At 71.4% G+C, this 20,962-nt stretch carries 13 protein-coding genes and 1 tRNA gene; 11 read left to right on the top strand and 3 right to left on the bottom strand.

Annotation, left to right across the window (positions count from 1 at the left end; translation table 11 throughout):
- The 7 genes from SSNG_RS43745 to SSNG_RS13500 form a co-directional block, all read left to right on the top strand.
- Nucleotides 1-1,318, top strand: a 1,318-nt coding sequence (locus tag SSNG_RS43745; protein WP_241695045.1) for a (2Fe-2S)-binding protein, incomplete at its 5' end; no start/stop codon positions are given.
- A 50-nt stretch (nucleotides 1,319-1,368) separates the two neighbouring features.
- Nucleotides 1,369-3,684, top strand: coding sequence for a xanthine dehydrogenase family protein molybdopterin-binding subunit (locus SSNG_RS13520; protein WP_007264392.1), 2,316 nt, complete (start codon nucleotides 1,369-1,371; stop codon nucleotides 3,682-3,684).
- Between the two features lie 78 nt (nucleotides 3,685-3,762).
- A complete protein-coding gene (locus tag SSNG_RS13515) occupies nucleotides 3,763-4,284 on the top strand; it encodes a DUF2563 family protein (protein WP_241695044.1) in 522 nt (173 codons plus the stop codon).
- On the top strand, nucleotides 4,284-5,687 hold the full coding sequence (locus tag SSNG_RS41150) for a hypothetical protein (RefSeq protein ID WP_007264390.1): 1,404 nt from the start codon (nucleotides 4,284-4,286) through the stop codon (nucleotides 5,685-5,687). Before SSNG_RS13515 ends, SSNG_RS41150 begins: the two co-directional genes overlap by 1 nt.
- 102 nt (nucleotides 5,688-5,789) lie before the next feature.
- Nucleotides 5,790-6,893, top strand: a complete 1,104-nt coding sequence (gene mycP, locus SSNG_RS13510) for a type VII secretion-associated serine protease mycosin (protein WP_241695043.1) — start codon at nucleotides 5,790-5,792, stop codon at nucleotides 6,891-6,893.
- A gap of 28 nt (nucleotides 6,894-6,921) precedes the next feature.
- Complete coding sequence (locus SSNG_RS13505; protein ID WP_007264388.1) at nucleotides 6,922-7,338, top strand: hypothetical protein; 417 nt, start codon at nucleotides 6,922-6,924, stop codon at nucleotides 7,336-7,338.
- Nucleotides 7,339-7,362: 24 nt separating this feature from the next.
- On the top strand, nucleotides 7,363-9,705 hold the full coding sequence (locus SSNG_RS13500) for a hypothetical protein (protein ID WP_042800964.1): 2,343 nt from the start codon (nucleotides 7,363-7,365) through the stop codon (nucleotides 9,703-9,705).
- Nucleotides 9,706-9,781: 76 nt separating this feature from the next.
- On the opposite strand, the gene SSNG_RS13495 is transcribed toward SSNG_RS13500, so the two are convergent.
- Nucleotides 9,782-9,853, bottom strand: a tRNA-Cys gene (locus SSNG_RS13495).
- A 196-nt stretch (nucleotides 9,854-10,049) separates the two neighbouring features.
- Between SSNG_RS13495 and SSNG_RS13490 the strand changes: the two genes are divergently transcribed.
- Both SSNG_RS13490 and SSNG_RS13485 read left to right on the top strand, forming a co-directional pair.
- Nucleotides 10,050-11,525, top strand: a complete 1,476-nt coding sequence (locus SSNG_RS13490; protein WP_007264386.1) for an MFS transporter — start codon at nucleotides 10,050-10,052, stop codon at nucleotides 11,523-11,525.
- A 353-nt stretch (nucleotides 11,526-11,878) separates the two neighbouring features.
- Nucleotides 11,879-13,666: a DEAD/DEAH box helicase gene (locus SSNG_RS13485; protein WP_007264384.1), complete on the top strand. Its 1,788-nt coding sequence runs from the start codon at nucleotides 11,879-11,881 to the stop codon at nucleotides 13,664-13,666.
- Nucleotides 13,667-13,735: 69 nt separating this feature from the next.
- Here SSNG_RS13485 and SSNG_RS42060 read toward each other — a convergent pair whose 3' ends face one another.
- The gene (locus SSNG_RS42060; protein WP_042800963.1) at nucleotides 13,736-14,761 is read right to left on the bottom strand and encodes a hypothetical protein; all 1,026 of its coding nucleotides are present in this window, start codon (nucleotides 14,759-14,761) and stop codon (nucleotides 13,736-13,738) included.
- 370 nt (nucleotides 14,762-15,131) lie between these two features.
- Between SSNG_RS42060 and SSNG_RS13475 the strand changes: the two genes are divergently transcribed.
- Together SSNG_RS13475 and SSNG_RS13470 are read left to right on the top strand one after the other, a co-directional pair.
- Nucleotides 15,132-15,773, top strand: a complete 642-nt coding sequence (locus SSNG_RS13475) for a helix-turn-helix domain-containing protein (protein WP_007264382.1) — start codon at nucleotides 15,132-15,134, stop codon at nucleotides 15,771-15,773.
- A gap of 146 nt (nucleotides 15,774-15,919) precedes the next feature.
- Complete coding sequence (locus tag SSNG_RS13470) at nucleotides 15,920-16,717, top strand: S16 family serine protease (protein ID WP_042800962.1); 798 nt, start codon at nucleotides 15,920-15,922, stop codon at nucleotides 16,715-16,717.
- A gap of 84 nt (nucleotides 16,718-16,801) precedes the next feature.
- On the opposite strand, the gene SSNG_RS13465 is transcribed toward SSNG_RS13470, so the two are convergent.
- Nucleotides 16,802-20,806: a ricin-type beta-trefoil lectin domain protein gene (locus tag SSNG_RS13465; protein ID WP_129593303.1), complete on the bottom strand. Its 4,005-nt coding sequence runs from the start codon at nucleotides 20,804-20,806 to the stop codon at nucleotides 16,802-16,804.
- Nucleotides 20,807-20,962: the final 156 nt, after the last annotated feature.

Genomic DNA, 20,962 nt, shown 5'->3' with positions numbered 1-20,962 from the left:
CGAGGCGGCTGCCGAGGCGGCTCCCGGGGTGCTGCTGAGCTCCGGCGTGCTCCCGGGCGGCGCCGCCGGTGCGCCCGCGGCCGCCCCGTCGGCCGGACGCGGCCCCAGGGTGCTGGGCGGCCCCGGCGTGGGCACCCCGCTGCCCGAGGGCTACCTCCAGGCCGGGCCGGAGCCCGAGGCCGTGCCCGCGGCCGCCCCGGACATCGAGGCCTCCCACGGCCCGGCCGAGATGCCGGTCGAGGGCGAGCGGCCGCGTCCGGTGGAGGCCGACGGCGGTGCCGAGGGCGCCGGGACCGCCGGATCCGGTTTCGCGGAGCCCCCGGCGGCGGCTCCGGCCGAAGCGGAGGCCGCGCCCGTGCCGGGCGACGGCGGTGCCGACAGCGGTGTGACACCCCCGGCCGAGGGCGACACCGGGAGTTTCCCGCTCCAGGAGACCGCGTACGAGGAAGAGCGGATCCCCGCCGTCGCCCAGCACGAGCACCCGTCGGCGTCGTACGTCCTGCGGGTCAACGGCGCCGACCGGCCCGTCACCGGTGCGTGGATCGGCGAGTCCCTGCTGTACGTGCTGCGCGAGCGGCTCGGCCTGGCCGGCGCCAAGGACGGCTGCTCGCAGGGCGAGTGCGGAGCCTGCGCGGTCCAGGTCGACGGGCGGCTCGTCGCCTCCTGCCTGGTGCCGGCGGCGACGGCGGCCGGCAGCGAGGTGCGCACCGTCGAGGGCCTCGCGAGCGGCGGGGAACTCTCGGACGTGCAGCAGGCGTTGTGCAGGTCGGGCGGGGTGCAGTGCGGGTTCTGCGTGCCGGGCATGGCCATGACCATCCATGACCTGCTGGAGGGCAACCACGCCCCCAGCGACCTGGAGACCCGCCAGGCGCTGTGCGGCAACCTCTGCCGCTGCTCGGGCTACAAGGGCGTCATCGAGGCGGTCCGCGAGGTCGTCGCGGAACGGGAGGCGACCGCCGCGGAGACCGAGGCGCTCATCCCGCACCAGGCACAGCCCGGCGAGGGCGGGATCCACCAGGCCCACCCGGCGGCACACGGGACGGACGGGTTCGACCCCTTCGGCTCGAACCCGGGATCCGGTGTGTTCGACGGCGGCCAGGCGGGCTTCGCCGGCCATACGGGCCCGCACGGGACCGACGGCCGGGGCACCCCGATCGGCCACCCCGGACCGGACGGATTCCTCGGACAGGACGGCCACCCCGGACCGGACGGACTCCCCGGACCGGACGGACTCCCCGGCCCACACGGAGCCGACGGCTTCGGCGGCCCGAACGGGAACGGATTCGGCGGGGACCAGCACAACGGAGGCATGGCGTGAGCGGGCAGGACGCGGCCACGGCGACGGCCGGCACCACCACGACCACCACCATGGCGACGGTCAGCCTCGGCACCGACGGCGACACCGATCAGCCGCGCCCCCTGCGCGGCATCGGCGTCTCCGTCCCCTCCGCCGACTCCCGCGCCAAGGCCGAGGGCACCTTCCCCTACGCCGCCGACCTGTGGGCCGAGGGCCTCCTGTGGGCCGCCGTGCTGCGCTCCCCGCACGCCCACGCCCGCATCCGCTCCATCGACACCTCGGCCGCCGCCGAGATGCCCGGCGTGCGCGCCGTCATCACCCACGCCGACGTCCCCGGCGCGGCCACCCACGGCCGGCGCATCGCCGACCGGCCGGTCTTCGCCCACGACGTCGTACGCCACCACGGCGAGCCCATCGCCGCCGTCGCCGCCGACCACCCCGACACGGCACGCCTCGCCGCCGCCGCGATCATCGTCGAGTACGAACTCCTCGACGCCGTCACCGACCCCGAGCAGTCCTTCGGCGCGGCCCCGCTGCACCCCGACGGCAACCTGATCCGGCACATCCCGCTGCGCTACGGCGACCCGGAGGCCACCGGCGAGGTCGTCGTCGAGGGCCTCTACCGCATCGGCCGCCAGGACCCCGCCCCCATCGGCGCCGAGGCCGGCCTCGCCGTGCCCCGCCCCGACGGCGGCGTGGAGATCTACACCGCCTCCACCGACCCGCACACCGACCGCGACCTCGCCGCCGCCTGCTTCGGCCTGGAGCCGGACCGCGTCCGCGTCGTCGTCACCGGAGTCCCCGGCGCCACGGCCGACCGCGAGGACGCCGCCTTCCAGCTGCCGCTGGGCCTCCTCGCCCTGCGCACGGGCTGCCCGGTCAAACTGGCCGCCACCCGCGAGGAGTCCTTCCTCGGCCACTCCCACCGCCACCCGACCCTGCTGCGCTACCGCCACCACGCGGACGCCGAGGGCCGGCTGGTCAAGGTCGAGGCCCAGATCCTGATGGACGCCGGCGCCTACGCCGACGCCTCCGCCGAGTCCCTCGCTGCAGCCGTGGCCTTCGCCTGCGGCCCGTACGTCGTCCCGCACGCCTTCGTCGAGGGCTGGGCGGTCCGCACGAACAACCCGCCCTCCGGCCACGTCCGGGGCGAGGGCGCCATGCAGGTCTGCGCCGCGTACGAGGGCCAGATGGACAAGCTCGCCGCCGCCCTCGGCATCGACGGCGCGGAGCTGCGCATGCGCAACGTCCTGGCCACCGGTGACCTGCTCCCCACCGGCCAGACCGTCACCTGCCCGGCCCCCGTCGCCGAACTCCTGCGCTCGGTCCGCGACTTCCCCCTCCCCTCCCTCCCCAAGGACACCCCCGAGGAGGAGTGGCTGCTGCCCGGCGGCCCCGAGGGCGCGGGCGAACCCGGCGCGGTGCGGCGCGGCGTCGGCTACGGCGTGGGCATGGTCCACATGCTCGGCGCCGAGGGCGCGGACGAGGTCTCCACCGCCACCGTGAAGGTCGTCGGCGGCGCCGCCACCGTCATCTGCGCGGCCGTGGACACCGGGCAGGGCTTCGCCACCCTCGCACGCCAGATCGTCCAGGAGGTCCTCGGCATCGACGAGGTGACCTGCGCCCCCGTCGACACCGACCAGCCGCCGGCGGGCCCCGCGGCCCACGGCCGCCACACGTGGGTCTCCGGCGGGGCCGTCGAACGGGCCGCGAAGATGGTCCGTACGCAGCTCCTCCAGCCCATGGCCCACAAGCTCGGCATGTCGACGGAACTCCTCCAGATCCAGGACGGCCGGATCACGTCGTACGACGGGGCCTTCTCGATGACGGTCGCGGAGGCGATAGAGGGCAAGGAGCTCTGGGCGACGGCCCAGTGCCGCCCCCACCCCACGGAGCCGCTGGACTCGGACGGCCAGGGCGACGCCTTCGTCGGCCTCGCCTTCTGCGCGATCCGCGCGGTGGTCGACGTGGACATCGAGCTGGGCACGGTCCGGGTGGTGGAGCTCGCCGTCGCCCAGGACGTCGGCCGCGTCCTCAACCCCCGCCAGCTGGAAGCCCGTATCGAAGCGGGCGTCACCCAGGGCGTCGGCGCGGCCCTGACGGAGAACCTCCGCTCGGTCGCCGGCCTGGTCCGCCACCCCGACCTGACGGGCTACGCCCTGCCGACGTCCCTGGACGCCCCGGCGGTGCGCATCGTCCGGCTGGTGGAGGAGCGCGACGTGGTGGCCCCGTTCGGCGCGAAGGCGGCGAGCGCGGTCCCGGTGGTGACCACCCCGGCGGCGGTGGCCTCGGCGGTCCGCGCGGCGACGGGCCGGCCCGTGAACAGGATCCCGATCCGGCCATCGGCGGCGGTCGCGGCACCGGCGTCGGCGGTGCCCAACTCCTAGCCGCTTGGGGCCTGTCGGCGCCGCTCGTTAGAGTGGCGCGAGCGGGTGCGCACGGGGACGGGGAGCGGGGGAGGCATCGTGGCGGTGGACAGCGCGGGTCCGGGGCTGCTGGGGGTGAACGTCGCCGGCAGTGTCGCGGCCGGTCTGATGGCCCAGGCGAAGGCCCTGGAGGTCGAGTACGACTCGCTGACCGACTACAAGAACCGGGTCGACGCGCTGCTGAAGACCCTCGACGGCTCGGAGGCGGACGCCCGCAAACTGGCCCACGGCACCCTGCCGACGGGCACCCTGGGCACGGGCTTCGCCGAGGCGGACGCCCTGTTCAAGGCGTACACGACGGTCCACGGCGAGCTGCAGAAGCTGTCGGCGGGCCTGGCGGGCCAGATCGAGGCGCTGGGCATCGCCATCCTGACGGCGGGCAAGGGCTACGGCGGCGTGGACGAGGAGACGCAGGCCCGCATGCGAGCGCTGGTCAAGACCTCGAAGGACGCCTACGTCCCGGACCGCGACCCCCTGGTCCAACAGGAACGCGAGGCCCGGAAGCACGCCCCGGCCTCGCAGCCGGCCCCGACCCCGAGCACGTCGAAGGGCACGATCTGATGGCGACGACGAACTTCGAGGGCTACTCGCACGAGCAACTGCTGGCCATGATCGCGTCCGTCAACCCGGAGACGGTCAAGGCCCGGGCGACGCAGCTGGTGGAGGCTGCGGCCGTGATCAAGGAGATCGGCAGCGCCCTCAAGAAGCACCAGGTCAAGGGATGGGAGGGCGAGGCCGCACATGCCTTCCAGAACTGGGTCAGCCGCGCGGGCAGCGCGACGCTGCTGCTGAGTGACTACAGTGCGGCGGGCGGCAAGTGGATGACGCAGGCGGCGCAGACGATGATCGAGGTGAAGGCCAACACCCCGAAGTACGACACGTCGGCGGCCGAGAACCTGGACGCGGCGCACAAGTTCCACAACGACCCCGACGCCCAACAACTAGGCCGAACCGCTTACACGAAGCTGACCGCCGACCACCAGCAGGCGGTGCAGCAGCTGACGAAGCTGGCGCAGTCGTACGAGCAGTCGTCGGCGGAGATGAACAAGGCGACTGTGCCGACGTTTCCGGCGCCGCCGCCGGACTTCGTGCCGCCTGCCGGGGTGGAGCAGGGCACTTATCTCGCGCGACCGACTGATGGTTCCGCGAGCGCTGCTTCGTCTGGTTCTGGCGGTGGGGCTTTCGCGTCACCTCTGAGCGGCCCCTCGAATGAGTCCAGCCAGGTGTCGGGCCGTCTGGCGCTGCGCGATGATGCTGTGCCGCCCACGACAGGGCTGCTCCCATCGCCGGGGCTCCCGGATGGTGGTGTGGATGTGGGCCTTGACCGTGTTGCCACGCTTCCGGACAAGACTCTGCCACCAGCCACGGGTCTGCCTGTCGCTCCTGGCCCTAGCAGCCCTGGCAATGGCTGGACTCCTCCCGGCGTTCCTGTTCCGCCTCTGCCGCTTCCGCCAAGTGCCGGGGCGGTACCACCAATCACGCGGCCGCCTGTTGGAATCGGCGGCAAGGCCGGCAGTATCCCGGTTCCAACTCCCCGAGACACCGGGATCGTGGGCGGGCGGCCGATCGTGAGCGGCGGTCCGAGCGCAGGCATCCCCCGTGGCACGGTCATCGGCGCGGACGGGCCGCACGCTGGTGGGCGCGCAGTGCCCGGCATGATGGGGGGCGGGTTCGGCAGTCCGCATAACTCTCCGGGTGGCTCTGCAACCGGTCGACGACTGGCGGTGGAGCTCGGTGGGGTTGTTGGTGGCCGTCAGGCGGCCGCTGGCAGCCAGCCATTCACGCAGGGCGGCTCGGGCCTCGTACGAGGAGCGGGCGTTGGCGCGCTGGGTCATGGTGGTACTGCTTCCCCGACTCCGAGCCGCAGGAGGGGAGGCCAGATGGGCGACCGCCCCGACTACTTGGCTGAGGATGAAGAGACCTGGCAGGGAAACCGTCGTGTTGTCCCTCCAGTGATCGACTGAGCGAAACGGACGTTGCACGGGATGCGTACGCGAAGGGTGGCCTCGGCCCTCGTGGGTTTGGTGCTTGCTGGGGTTGCCGCGACCCCAGCCCACGCGGACAGCGTGCGCTCCAAGCAGTGGCACCTCGATGCCATGAAGGCTGACGAGACGTGGAAGATCAGCACGGGTAAGGGTGTCACTGTCGCGGTGATCGATACCGGGGTGGCCCGCATCCCCGAACTTGAGGGTCAAGTGCTGCCAGGTAGGGACTTCGCCCCGGACACGATCGCGGGCGATGAGCGCACTGACTATGAGAGCCACGGCACCAGCATGGCTGCCATCATCGCTGCCAATGGGAAGGGTCCTGGCGGGGTGGACAGCGCCATCGGGCTTGCTCCCGGCGCGAAGATCTTGCCATTGCGTGTGGATCTGCACGGCAATGGCGTTTCCCGGGACACAACCCTGAAGGACGCGATTCGATTTGCTGCCGATTCAGATGCCAAGATCCTGAATATCGCGATGATCGGCTGGCCCGATTCGGCTGAGCTGTCCGAAGCAGTCAAGTACGCGCTCGCAAAGGGCAAGTTGATCTTTGCTGGCGTAGGCAACGAAGGCCATAACGAGATCTACTTTCCCTCCGGCACACCAGGAGTGGTGGGCATCGCGGCCGTTGACCGCGACGGGGCGGCGACCGAGGAGTCGCAGCACAACGCCGCGGTGGACATGTCCGCGCCCGGGACAGACATCGTCACGGCGTGCAGCGGCGGCACAGGCCTCTGCACAGGCCACGGCACAAGCGACGCCACCGCCCTAACCTCGGCCTCCGCCGCCCTCCTCTGGTCCGCCCACCCCACCTGGACCAACAACCAGATCCTCCGCGTCCTCCTCAACACCGCCGGCAAGCCCGTCGACGGCGTCGAGCGGAACGACTACATCGGCTACGGCGTAGTCCGCCCCCGCGTCGCCCTCCCCACCCCCGGGGACCCCGGCCCGGCGGACGTGTACCCGCTGCTCGACCTCGCCGCAGCGACGTCGGCAGCATCAGGCGCGCCCGTTCCCTCGACCGGGGGAAAGATCACCTCCCCGCCCCCACCCCGGGCCGGGTCTGCGGTAGACAAGGGCGACGGCGGCGGCGATCCGCCCTGGATCGCCCTCGGGCTGGGGGCCTGTGTCCTCATCGGCGGGGCCGTCGCCGCAGTCGTCGTACGGCGGCGGGCGAGGCCCTGACGCAGACACGGAGTGGGGAGCACACGGGATGTCCTTCGAAGAGGAGTGGTCCGCCGCACGCGCCACCGCCGCGGCCAACATCTCGACCCGCCTCAACCAGGCGGCGCCGCCCGCCGCCGGCGCCGCCGACCTCGTCCTCAACCAGGACCACATCGGCGCCATCGGCAGCGAGGCGCACAAGCTGCACTCCCGCCTCCAGGCCGACGGCCGGCACGCCGCAACCGCCTCCGCCGAGGCCGCCGGCGCGCTCGCGCGCGAGGGCTTCGGCAGCGGGGCCGCGCTCGCCAAGGCGAACACCCGGTGGGAATCCCAGGTCAAGACCCTCGCCGCCGCCTGCGCGCAGATCTCCAACGGGCTGAACTACTCGCTCTCCTCCCACCGCGCGGACGAGCAGTGCCTCCACGCGGAGTTCACCACCTCCAAGCTCGACGCCTACCTCAAGTAGGGGAGAGGGGGAGCAGGCACCGCCGTGGTGACGTACGAGAACGTGCTGAACGCCCCGATCGACAAGCTCGCCACCGCCGTCCGCGACTGGCAGGCCATGGCCGCCAAGCTGGAGGAGCTGGCCGAGGCCGCCCGCAACGGCATGAAGGCCAAGTCCGACAAGGCCGAGTGGAGCGGGGTCACCGCCGGCGTGGCGCGGCCGTTCGTCGACAGGACGGCCAAGGAGTTCGAGGACGCCGCCAAGGAGGCCAAGGGCGTCCACCAGGCCCTCGCCCAGGGTCACGACACCTTCAGGTCCTCCCGCGACCGGCTGAGGAAGATCGCCGAGGAGGAGGCCCCCGCCGCGGGCTTCCGGGTGGACGGGAAGGGGAAGGTCGAGGCGTTGCCCCTGGCCACCGACGCCGACCGGCACGCGGCGCGCCACGATCCCGACTACCAGGAGTCCCTCCGCGTCAACCGGCCGCGCTGGCAGGCGAAGGTGGATGCGGCTGTCGACGCCTGTGACGACGTGGACCGGTCCCTCGCCCGGCTCCTCGGCGCCAACGTCGCCGACGGCCACGACTTCACCGCCCCGAAGTACGCCGGCTTCACCGCCGAGCAGGCGGGCCGTGCGACCGACCTCGCCCGCAAGGGCCGCGACCTCTCGCACGCCGAGCTGGCGGAGCTGAACGAGCTGCTGGCGGACAACGCCGCCAAGCCGGAGTTCGCGACCGCCTTCTACGGGAACCTCGGCCCGGAGGGCGCGCTCCGGTTCTTCGGCACCATGGCGACCGACACCCACCCCTACGGCAGGCTCGACGAGCAGCGCCTGACGGACGTCCAGGAGCTCCAGAAGAACCTCGGCCTCAACCTGGCCACCGCCACCCGCTCCACGACCGAGCCGCACCTGCCCGACGGCTATGCCCAGGAGCTGCGCAGGCTCGGCACCCAGCAGATCCCCCTCGGGCGGTACGAGCAGAACCCGCCGTTCGGGTACCAGCTGCTCGGCGGGATCATGCGGTACGGGAACTACGACCCCCGCTTCCTGGTCCCGATCGCCGACCACGCGACCCAGATCCACGCCAAGGACCCCGACTTCTTCAACCGGGGCCGCCACCTGGGCGCCGGCCCCGGCAGGAACCTGCTGAACCCCTCCGGGACCAACGGCGCCGGCTACGACCCCGTCGTCGGCTTCCTGGAGGCCCTGGGGCACAGCCCGGCGGCCGCGGCCGAGTTCTTCGACCCGGAGCGGTCCTGCCCCGCCTACGGCCACGACGGCAGCGTGCGGCCCGGCGCCCCCGACCTCGGCAGGGACGCCAAGGGGAGGCAGATCACGGGCTACCTCGACTTCTTCGCCAGGGAGGAGTACCGCTCCACCACCGACACGACGGGCACCGGCCCGGGCGACCTGGCGAAGGCCCGCGCGTACGTGGCCGACGCCCTCGGCCACGCCCTGGAGGCGGCCGCCCTCGGCCATGCGTGGGACGACCCCGCACCCGGACTCGACCGGACCGAGGCCGGAGCGCGCGTCATGGAGGCCGTCGTGCAGACGTACGGCGCCGACGCCGGGCTGCTCAAGCACCAGGAGGCCCTCGCGGACAGCGTGGGCCGCATGACGGCCGGGTACATCGACGACGTCAACCGGGCGCTGGACGACAAGGGGGACCGGAGCGTCTTCGCTCCGGGGGCCGACGACCGGCAGGCGCACGCGGAGTTCGAGCGCGGCGAGGCCCGTGACCTGCTGGCCGCGCTGGGGCAGCACCCTGACGCCTACGCCACCGTGTCCGCCGCCGAACGTGTCCACACCGCGAGCGTCCTGGAGAGCCGCACGGTGCACGACGGCACCGTCGACCAGGGCCGGGCCCGGTCGGTGGTCCGTACCGGGGCCGAGGTCCAGGGCATCCTCGACGAGTCCCGCGCCGAGCAGGTCCGGGCGGTCGGCGAGAAGGAGCACACGGCGTACGAGAAGGCGCACGAGGGGAGTTCGCACTGGGTGGAGTTCGGCACCACCGCCGCGATCGCCGCCGGCGTGGCCTTCCTGCCGGCCACGGCCGCCGCGGCCGGTGCGGCGGCGGTCGTCGTCCCGCTGGCGGTGGACACCGGCAGCGGTGCCGTGGAGCAGGCCGCCTCGGGCGTCATCGGGGAGTGGGCCGACGAGGCCAAGGAGAAGCACAAGGGCGGGGTCGACGGGCAGACGCACGCCTCCAACAAGGCGATGTTTCAGGCGGGTGAGCACAGTGCCGAGGCGCCCATGAGGCAGTTCGCGGAGCGCCACGGCATCGATCTCAACGGCGAATTCGGCAACGACCTCGCCGAGTCGGTGCGGGTCGGGTACGTGTCCGGGAACTCCGTCGCGCGGCAGCAGGGCCACGAGGCGCAGACGAAGTAGGCCGCGCGGGCCGGGGGCGGGGGCACGACGAAGGCCGTCCGGGGGAGATCGTCCGGACGGCCTTGGCGCCGCGCAGAAGCCGTGACCGGAATCGAACCGGCGTAACCCGCTTTGCAGGCGAGTCCCTCAACCACTCGGGCACACGGCTGTGGGGTGGATCGGTGGTGCGTGGTGACGAGTACGAACGTACGGGGGCCGGTGCGGCGGGGGAAGGGCGGCGCGGGGGCTGCAATGTGACTGCCATACGGCGTTCACACGGGCTCGCGGACCTAGGTCGTGCGGCCGAGGCGGGATCGGTCGAAATGACAGGGGCGAGAGCGTCCCTTGGAACTTACTCTGGGGCGATGAGCGCCCTTGAACCCGGGATATCCGAGACGACCGTCGCCGCCCCGCCGCCTCAGGGCGGCATTCTCGGGCCGGCGTACCGGACGCTCAGCGTCGGGATCATCTCCGTGATCTTCCTGATCGCCTTCGAGGCCACCGCCGTCGGGACGGCGATGCCCGTCGCCGCGCGGGATCTGGACGGGATCGGGCTCTACGCCTTCGGGTTCTCCGCGTACTTCACCACCAGCCTCTTCGCCATGGTGCTGTCCGGGCAGTGGGCCGACCGGCAGGGGCCGCTGCGGCCGCTGACGGTGGGGATCGGGGCCTTCGCCGCCGGGCTGGTGTGCTCCGGGACCGCGCAGCTGATGGGGGTGTTCGTCCTCGGGCGGGCGGTGCAGGGGTTCGGGGGCGGGCTGGTGATCGTCGCCCTGTACGTGGTGGTCAGCCGGGCCTACGAGGAGCGGCTGCGGCCCGCGATCATGGCGGCCTTCGCGGCGAGCTGGGTGGTGCCGTCGATCGTCGGGCCGCTGGCGGCGGGGACGGTCACCGAGCACCTGGGCTGGCGGTGGGTGTTCCTCGGGATCCCCGCGCTGGTCGTCGTACCGCTGATGGTGGCCCTGCCGGCGATCCGGCGCACCGCGTCCGGGCCGGTGGACCCCTCCTCGCCCGTCACGTTCGACCGGCGGCGCATCCGGCTGGCGCTCGGGATCTCGCTGGGCGCCGGGCTGCTCCAGTACGCCGCCCAGGACCTGCGGTGGCTGTCGCTGCTGCCCGGCGTCGCGGGCGCGGCCCTGCTGGTGCCGGCGGTGCTGGGGCTGCTGCCGCGCGGCACGTACCGGGCGCGGCGCGGGCTGCCTTCGGTGGTGCTGCTGCGCGGGGTGGCGGCGGGGGCGTTCATCGGGGCGGAGAGCTTCGTGCCGCTGATGCTGGTCACCCAGCGCGGCCTGAGCCCGACGTGGGCGGGCTTCTCGCTGGCGCTGGGCGGGGTGACGTGGGCGCTGGGATCGTGGGTGCAGTCGCAGGGCCGGACGGCGCCCTACCGGGAGCGGCTGATGGTCGCCGGGATGGTGATGGTGGCGGTGGCCATCGCGGCGGCCCCGGCCGTGCTCGTCGAGGAGGTGCCGGTGTGGACGCTGGCGCTGGCCTGGGCGGTGGGCTCGCTCGGGATGGGGCTGGTGATCGGCTCGACGAGCGTGCTGCTGCTGAAGCTGTCCGCGCCGGAGGAGGCGGGCGCGAACTCCGCCGCGCTGCAGATCTCGGACGCCCTGGCCAACGTGGTGCTGCTGGCGGCCGGGGGCGCGGCGTTCGCCGCGCTGGGCGGCGGGGCGGTGGGCGCGGGGCACGAGGCCGCCGCCTCGGCGCCCGGGGCCGCGGCCTCGCACCCGGCGGCGTTCCTGGTGGTGTTCCTCCCGATGGCCTGCGTGGCCCTGGCCGGCGCATGGGTAGCAACCCGCCTGGACCCACCCCACCCCAAGCCGAACCCTGCGGAGGCCTGATCGGCGGCTCCGCGAGCCCGGCCCAGCCGGCGCCCGAGCCCGGTCCCGCCGGGCCTGCCCCCCCCCGAGGCCGATCCCGCCGCAACCTTCCCCGCCGTGAACGGGGTGGACGTCGCGGCCGGCCGGGAGGCCGATCTCGGGTCGATCGCCCGGCGGTTGCGCTCGCTGTGACGCCCGCGCGGCGGAGGGTGTCCGGCCGGTGTGACCCTCGCCGCACCCGCCGAGGTCACGGGCCTGTCCCTCCGCGAGGGGCGGGCCCGCGCCGGTAAGGTGGCCCGGTTGTCCTACGTACGACCACGTCGGCGGGGACGGCCACGACTGCCACGACCGCCGAGAGCAACGAACCGGAGACCGTGACTACTACCGCCTCCCACCACCTCTCACCCGCCTTCCCCGGCCGTGCCCCCTGGGGTACCGCCAGCAAGCTGCGAGCCTGGCAGCAGGGGGCGCTCGACAAGTACGTCCAGACCCAGCCGCGGGACTTCCTCGCGGTCGCCACCCCCGGCGCCGGCAAGACCACCTTCGCGCTCACCCTGGCCTCCTGGCTGCTGCACCACCACGTGGTCCAGCAGGTGACCGTGGTCGCGCCGACCGAGCACCTGAAGAAGCAGTGGGCGGAAGCCGCCGCCCGCATAGGCATCCGGCTCGACCCCGAGTACTCGGCCGGGCCGCTGAGCAAGGACTACCACGGCGTCGCCGTCACCTACGCGGGCGTCGGCGTGCGCCCCATGCTGCACCGCAACCGCTGCGAGCAGCGCAAGACGCTGGTGATCCTCGACGAGATCCACCACGCCGGCGACTCGAAGTCCTGGGGCGAGGCCTGCCTGGAGGCCTTCGACCCGGCGACCCGGCGCCTGGCCCTGACCGGTACGCCCTTCCGGTCCGACACCAACCCGATCCCCTTCGTCACGTACGAGGAGGGCAACGACGGGATCCGGCGGTCCTCCGCCGACTACACCTACGGCTACGGCAACGCCCTCGGCGACGGCGTCGTCCGCCCCGTGATCTTCCTGTCCTACAGCGGCAACATGCGCTGGCGCACCAAGGCCGGCGACGAGATCGAGGCCCGCCTCGGCGAGCCGATGACCAAGGACGCCATCTCCCAGGCCTGGCGCACGGCCCTGGACCCGCGCGGCGACTGGATGCCGAACGTGCTGCGCGCCGCCGACCAGCGCCTGACGGAGGTCAGGAAGGGCATCCCGGACGCCGGCGGGCTCGTCATCGCCGCCGACCAGGACGCGGCGCGCGCGTACGCGAAGCTGATCCGGGAGATCACGGGCACGAAGGCGACCCTCGTGCTCTCCGACGACGCGGGCGCCTCGAAGAACATCGACACGTTCAGCGGGAACGACGACCGCTGGATGGTCGCGGTCCGCATGGTGTCCGAGGGCGTCGACGTCCCGCGCCTCGCGGTGGGCGTGTACGCGACGACGATCTCGACGCCGCTGTTCTTCGCGCAGGCCGTCGGCCGCTTCGTACGATCGCGCAGGCGCGGCGAGACGGCGTCCGTGTTCCTTCCGACGATCCCCTACCTCCTCGGCTTCGCGAACGAGATGGAGGTCGAGCGCGACCACGTCCTGGACCGGCCGAAGAAGGCGGGGGAGGACGACGACCCGTACGCCGAGTCCGAGAAGGAGATGGAGGAGGCGAACCGGCAGGAGGACGAGGACACCGGCGAGGACGAGCAGATGTCCTTCGAGGCCCTCGAATCCGACGCCGTCTTCGACCGGGTGCTGTACGACGGCGCCGAGTTCGGCATGCAGGCGCACCCGGGCAGCGAGGAGGAGCAGGACTACCTCGGCATCCCGGGTCTGCTGGAGCCGGACCAGGTGCAGCTGCTGCTGCAGAAGCGGCAGTCCCGGCAGATCGCGCACAGCCGCCGCAAGCCCGACTCCGAGGCGGACCTGCTGGAGCTGCCGGCCGACCGGCGGCCGGTGGTCTCGCACAAGGAGCTGCTGGAGCTGCGGAAGTCGCTGAACACGATGGTGGGCGCGTACGTCCACCAGAGCGGGAAACCGCACGGGGTGATCCACACGGAGCTGCGCCGGGTGTGCGGCGGGCCGCCGAGCGCGGAGGCGACGGCGGGGCAGCTGAAGGAGCGGATCAAGAAGGTGCAGGAGTGGGCCACCCGGATGCGGTGAGTCCCTCCTGAGAACGGGAAACGGGGTCCGTGCGCGGTGCGCACGGACCCCGTTCTCGTGGAGCCCGGGTCAGTTGGTGACGCGGCGACGACGGCCGGTGCCGGCGACCAGGGCCGCACCCATGGCGAGCGCGACACCGCCGGCGCCGAGCGCCCAGCTGGTGGCGGCGTCCGCACCGGTCTCGGCGAGCTCGCCGCCGGTGTTGGTGCTGCCGCCGGTGTTGCCGGAGCCGGTGTTGGTGTCGACGATCGGCGTGGTGGTGCCGCCGCCGTTCGGCTTGGTGTTGTTGTTGCCACCGGTGTTGCCGCCGGTGTTGCCACCGTTGTTGTGGCCACCCGTGTTGCCGCCGGTGTTGCCACCGCCGGTGGAGCCCCGGACGATCTTCGACGTGTAGAACTGCGCGTCGGACGCGAATTCCTCGTCGACGTTGTTGCTGCCGCCGGCGACGACGAACTCGATGCTGCCGAGCGGAGCGTCCTTGCTGAACTTCATGCGCAGCTTGACCGTGAAGACCTCGTCCTCGTCGACGTAGCTGTCGAAGACGGTGCCGGCGGTCTGGCCCGACGGGTCCTTGTCGGCCGCGACCCACTTCGTGCCGTTGTAGATCTGGATGTCGAGGTGCTTGGCGTGCAGCGTGTCGTTGTCGTTGCCACCGAGAACGGCGAAGCCGTAGTCCTTGAAGCCCTGGATGCCGCGGTTGTCGACCTTCAGGGTGACCTCGGTCCAGTCGCCGCCGGCCTTGAAGCCGCCGGCCGGGAGGCCGCTCAGGCCCAGCTTCGGGCCCTCCTTGTACTCGTCCGCGTCCTCGACCTGCGGAGCCGGGGCCGGCTTGGAGGCCGGCTTCTCGGCGGCGGGCTTGGCCGGGGCCGGAGCCGGGGCCGGCTTCTCCGCGGCGGGCTTCGCCGGGGTCTCGGCGGCCGGCTTCGCGTCCTTCGCCGGGGTCTCCGCGGCGGGCGCGGCGTCGTCCTTCGGCGCGGCGTCGGGCGTCGTGACGGCCGGGGTCTGGGCCTCGTCCGCCATGGCGGGCGTGGCCATGAGGACCGTCGGACCGACGACAGCGGCAGCGGCCACGACGGCCATGCGCTTCAGCTTCACTGTTGCTTCTCTCCCCTTGTATGCGTGCCGGGGTACGTTGCACCCCGCCCCCCCCAACATCTTTTTGAACACGATCAGCCTAAGCGCCGTGTAAACCGGTTTTCGGTCAGGGGACATTACGAATCGATACAGCCCCGTGCAGAAAACGTCTTAAACCGGCAGTAGGCGCCCGGATTCTGGACGAGGCCTTTCGCTCAGCGGACTCGCTCGCTACTGTCCCCGCATCGAACGCCCCGTGGCAGCGCCGCCGCGGGAGCGCAGCCGGTGCCTTGGCCGCCACCGGCGGCCTCTCCGTGCGTCGCCGAGGGACCGGCAGCGCTGCACCGTGTGAGAGTCACCGCCGCCCACCGATCACAGAGGGAGAGGCGTCGTGACCGCGGAAACCTCCCAGACTCTCGACAGAGGGCTGAGAGTCCTCAAGCTGCTCGCCGACACCGACCACGGTCTGACCGTCACCGAGCTCTCCAACCGCCTCGGTGTCAACCGCACCGTCGTCTACCGCCTGCTCGCCACGCTGGAGCAGCACGCCCTGGTCCGCCGCGACCTCGGCGGCCGGGCCCGCGTCGGGCTCGGCGTGCTGCGCCTGGGCCGGCAGGTCCACCCGCTCGTGCGCGAGGCGGCGCTGCCCGCCCTGCGCTCCCTCGCCGAGGACATAGGGGCCACCGCGCACCTGACCCTCGTCGACGGCACCGAGGCCCTCGCCGTGGCCGTCGTGGAGCCCACCTGGACCGACTACCACGTCGCCTACCGGGCCGGCTTCCGCCACCCGCTGGACCGCGGCGCGGCCGGCCGGGCCATCCTGGCCGCCCGCCAGGGCTCCCTCATCGAGCCCGGCTACACCCTGACCCACGGCGAGCTGGAGGCGGGCGCCAGCGGCGCCGCCGCACCGCTCGTCGGCATCACCGGACTGGAGGGCAGCGTCGGCGTCGTGATGCTGGCCGACGCCGTCCCGGAGCGGGTCGGGCCCCGCGTGGTGGACGCGGCCCGCGAGGTCGCCGACGCCCTGCGCTGAGCCGCCGCCGGGCGGAGCCGCCGTCGGGCGGAGTCGTCGCACCGGTCCCTCCCGCCGGGCCGCCAGGCCGTCGCGGGGAGGCCGCGGCGGTCCGGCTCCGGGCCCGCCGGGACGGGCCGGGCCGCCCGGGTCGGTAGATTGGCCGGGTGCTCTCTCGCCTCACACGTCTGCCGCGTCCCGCCGCCCTGGCCGTCTGCGCCGCGCCCGTCCTCGGGCTGTTCGCCGTCGCGGCCCTCGCGCCGCTGCCCTTCGTGGTGGCCGTGCCGGGCCCCACGGCCGACGTACTGGGCTCCGACCAGGGCAAGCCGGTGATCACCGTCACCGGCGCCCCGGTGCGGGACACCAAGGGCCAGCTCCGGATGACCACCATCCGGGCCACCGGCCCCTCCTCGACGATGAAGCTGCCCGAGCTGATCGGCCACTGGTTCAAGACGGACCAGGCCGTCATGCCCCGGGAGTCGGTGTATCCCTCGGGCGGAAGCGACAAGCAGATCGAGGAGCACAACCTGGAGGAAATGGCCCAGTCGCAGTCGGCCGCCGCGGCCGCCGCCCTCGGCTTCCTCAAGAAGGACCCCAAGGACATCAAGGTCCAGCTCAACCTCGCCGACGTCGGCGGCCCGAGCGCCGGACTCCTCTTCACCCTGGGCATCGTCGACAAGCTCGACGGCGACGGCAGCGGCGGCGAACTCACCGGCGGCCGCAGCATCGCCGGTACGGGCACCATCACCGCCGACGGCACGGTCGGCGCCGTCGGCGGGGTGGGCCTGAAGACCCAGGCCGCGCGCCGCGACGGGGCGACCGTGTTCCTGGTGCCGAAGGCGGAGTGCTCGGACGCGAAGTCCGACCTCCCCGAGGGCCTGCGGCTGGTCCCCGTCACTTCGCTGACGGACGCGGTGGGCTCGCTGCGGGCGCTGAACCGGAACGAGGACGTTCCGTCCTGCTGATGGATTCACGACTGTGAACCGAATCGGCGGGTGTTCGGCAGCAATGGCTGCCGAACACCCTCCGGTGTCAGTTATTCGGCTTTGTCACCACAGAGGAACGGGCAACGGGGCCGTGCTCAGAGCGGGTATGGTCCAGCGCTGCGGGTTGGTGGCGTTGCAGTCCCACAGGTAGAGCTGGGTGCCCGTCTCCATGTTGCTCGCGTCCACGCACCGGCCGGAGACCGGGTTGTAGAGGCTGCCGTCAGCGCGGGGGAGGAACTGCTGCGCGGGGTGGTTGTGGCAGACGACAATTTGGAGCGGCGTCCCGTTGGTGGTGCCCGCGTCCTTGGCGTCGAGGCACTTGTCCTGGTGCCGGATGGTGCCGTCGGCGCGGATGTCGAACTTCTGGGCGGCCCCACCGCCAATCATGTTGCAGTCCCACGCCTGGATCTTGTTGCCGTCGACCGGCCGGGCGTTGTCATTGTCCATGCAGTGGCTGGGCTTGGCCGTCAGAGACATGGGGCCGGTGGCACCAGGTGCGGTGAGGGGGGCGGCGTAGGGGTACACAGCGACGTTGCTGATGCCGCCCTTGAGGCCCTCGTGGTAATAGTCCGCCTTACCGTTCTCCTTGTACCGCCCCATGACGAGCGGGCCCACGGGGGCAGGGCTGGTGGCCGCGTTGTGGTGGCCGACGCCGGCGAGGACGCCGTCGACGTAGAGACTCATCAGGCCGGTGTCTGCGTTGTAGACCGCTGTGAGCTGCTGCCAAGTGTCAGGGACGAACCGGGCGGCGTCGTTGGTGGTCTTGCTGGACCAGTCATACGCGGAACCGTCGACGTCGGCGTTGGAGAGGGCGAAGGCCCACTTCTTGGAGTCGGGGTCGGCGAAGATGGCGAAGGCGCTGTTGCGGTTATTGTCCTGGCTGATGACGGCGCCGCTGAAGCCCGGCTTCACCCATGCGCTGATGGTGAAGCTCTGGCGGGTGTCGACGACAGGCTTGTCCGTGGTGATGGAGGACTGGGGTCCGTCGAACGCTGAGTAGGGCGTATTGCGCCCGCCGATCGTTGCGGAGGGCCAGGTGATCCCGGCAGTCTCCGCCGGGAAGACACCGACGGAGCTGGGGGTGCTGGTACTGCTGGACAGCCCAGACAGCTTCCACTGGGCCGTGGGCGCAGTGAGGTTGCCGAGGAAGGACGGGACCTGGTTGATCCCCGTGACATTCAGGGGCTGGCTGGTGCCGGTGCCACTGAAGGTCGCCAGCTGCCGGTTGGCGTCGACCGCCCAGAGGTCGGCGAGCTTATCCCCCGTGACGTCACCCGCCGAACCAAGTGTCGGGTACGCGGCTTTTCCGATGCCAGCGGCAACCTTCACCCGGCTTGCCGAGCTTCCCCAGGTGGTGGGGTCGAGTAGACCGTTGGTGCCCTTGCTACCGAAGGTCCGGAAGACATCGCCGGAAGCGTCGTCACGCAGCCACAAGTCGGGAATGCCGTCGCCGTTAAGGTCTCCAGGAGCGACGACAGTGAACTTGTCCCAGTCGCCGTTTCCGACGAGGACAGGCTCCCCATTGCTGTCGAGGGAGCCGAAGATACTGCCGTAGTAAGCCCACAGCTGCTTGGCCTGCTTGACCAGCAAGTCCGGCGAACCGTCACCATTGATGTCACCAGGTGCGATGATCTGGTCGGCGTCGTGCCAGTGGTCGTCGCCGTTCCAGTCGCTGCCGTAGTCACAGCCGACGCCGGGGTCCTTGACCGGACAGGCCACCGTCAACTCGACGGGGTTGTTGACGACCGACCCCTGACCGTTGTTCGGGTACGTCCAGAGCTTCTTCTGGGTCATGCCGGATGGCTGCTGGAGGGAGACCAGGTCGTTGTATCCGTCGCCGTCCCAGTCGCCCTGGGTGCCGATCTGAGCTCCGTTGAAAGACGTCCCGCCCTTTGTAGCGGCGGCGAACTTGCCGTTGCCCTGGCCGGCATAGGCGAGCAAAGCGCCCTGGGAATCGACCGTCCAGATGTCACGGAATCCGTCACCATTCAGGTCGTTCGGGCCGTCCGTGGTCTGTGAGCGCTTGGCATAGTAGAGGTAGGTGGCGGTGTCGGACCGGTTGCCTGCCTTGTCGACCGTGATTGCGTAGACGAAGTGAGGGCCGGAGCCGGGGGGCGTGAGAGTGACGCTCGTACCGGGTGCGGTAGCCCGGGGCGCGGGTTCGGAATCCGTGTAGTAGAGGATTTCCTTGGCGTCCGCCACACCGTTGGCGGAGAAGGTGAAGGTGCCTGGGGTACGGGCCTGGCCGGTGGTGGCAGGCCAGCCGTTCTTGCCGTCAGGGAACTGCGTGGAGCTGATCACCGGGGGCTTACTGGGGCGGCTGCGGTCGATGCGGAAGGCACAGCTGGTCGACCACGGGGAGTATGCGTTGTCCTGGTCCTTGGCCCGGACCTTCCACGTGTACGTGCCGTTGGGCAGGGTCGCATCGGGCACGCTCCAGGTCGCCACCTTGCCCCTGCTGGCAGGGACGGACTGCGTTGCGATGAGCTTCGGTGTGCTGGGAGGGAAGAGAGTCCGCTGGAAGAGTTGGAACTCGGCCACCAGGTTGCCGGCGTCCGGATCGTCGATCGTCGCGTAGAGGCTCACGCGGGAGTCACCGATGGTGCGGGTGGGGACGAACCGGCTGGCGAGGTCGCAAGGGCCCTCTGGGTCGGTGCCCAGACCCTTTGGCCTGCTGGGCGGATTGTTGTACTCCGTCTCCAGTGTGATCGTCTTGGGATCGAACCGCTTCCACTGGAAAACGTCGCTCTCGTTCGACGCGTACAGGCCCAGCGTCACACTGGACCAGCCCTTGGACGCAGACTCCTTCGCGGCCTCCGTCGCGTCGAACTCGAGGTTGCCCTGGGCACATCCCTCGTAGCCCTTGGCCGCGGTGACGGTGGCCAGTCGTGTGCCCTTGCTCGGCTGGTTGTTCCAAGTGGTCTTGGAGGAGATGGGGCCGGTCGTCCACAGTTCCACCGGGGTGGCGGTGCACGACCACGACCAGGTCTCTTTCACGCGGAAGGTCGACTTCGAGACGAGGGCACCCTTGATGTTGGCGGTGTCCAACTGGAAGAAGGTCCGGGAAAGCCCGTTGGTGTCGCTCTCGTACCCGACCCGAACGTCCTGCTTGGTGTTCCAGTACGAGTTGTTCGGCCAGCTACGGTACGCCCAGGCCCAGTTCTGACGCTCTCCCCATGCGACAGACGGGTCGATGTACACGGGGTACTTCGTCTGTGCGCCGGTCAGCAGGGCTTGGTCGGGCTTGATCTCCAAGGTGTCGCCGGCGACCGTTGTGGGCATCTGGGCGTCCTTCGCCCCTGACGGCGCCACGAAGGCGTCGGACGGCGTGCCGGCTCCGGGGACCGAGTCCGCGGCAAGCGAGCGGGCTGCCGTGGCCGCCCGTGCTTGTCCAGTCGCTGCTCCCGTCGTCGTGGAGTCCCACATCATGGGGGTCGAGGCGGTGAATACATCCTGTCCCGCCGGGTTCACCGCACTGAGCAGTCCGGTCGTCGGGTCGGCGGTCACGTTCAAGCCGACTGTGTCGAGCTTGAACTTCAGCAGCGCGAGGTCAGGGTACTTTGCTGCCTCTGCCGTCTTCACCACCAAGAGCTGGGAAAAGCCCTCGACCTCGGCCTTCAACTGCAAGTCCACGTCTGGCAGGACGTTCGCGTAGGTGGCCACGTTGCCGACGAGGGTCGGTTTCGGCAGCGCCTTCGGCCATGTCAGGGATAACGTCCGGCCGTCCTTCACCCCAGTCAGGAGAGGGCCCGTGCCGCCGCCGGAGAAGGCGATCGAGACGGCTGAGGCTTTGGGCGCCACCTTGCCGTCCGCGGCGAACTGGAGGGTCGGGTCGGTCGCGACCCATGCCCCGGCCTGACGCACTCGCACGGTCGTGCCGTACCGCTTCACGGACCACTTGCCGTTCGGCAGAGCCCAGGTGTCGGAGGAACCAGTACGTGCGGAAGTCAGCTCGTAGGGCTGTCCGGATTCTTTTGCCTTGGCAAGCGCGAAGTCTTCCGCGCTCAGAGAGCCGTCGGTGACCGGGTCGGCAGATGCCGCCACCGCTGGCGGCTGCAATGCGGCCAATCCGATAGTTGTTATTGAGCCAACTAGAGCGAAGGAAATGACTCCGCTTAACTTCCGTCCGGCCGGCCTGCGGGAGAGTCTCTTTTTTGTCGTCACTCAAGCTCCAACGGTCCGATATTCGCGGCGACTGTACTCGACCGTCGAGTCTCGCGCACC

The sequence above is a fragment of the Streptomyces sp. C genome, from assembly GCF_000158895.1.
Taxonomy (GTDB): Bacteria; Actinomycetota; Actinomycetes; order Streptomycetales; family Streptomycetaceae; genus Streptomyces; species Streptomyces racemochromogenes.
Note: the sequence above shows the minus strand (reverse complement) of the source record. Positions and strands in the feature narration are given on the sequence as shown.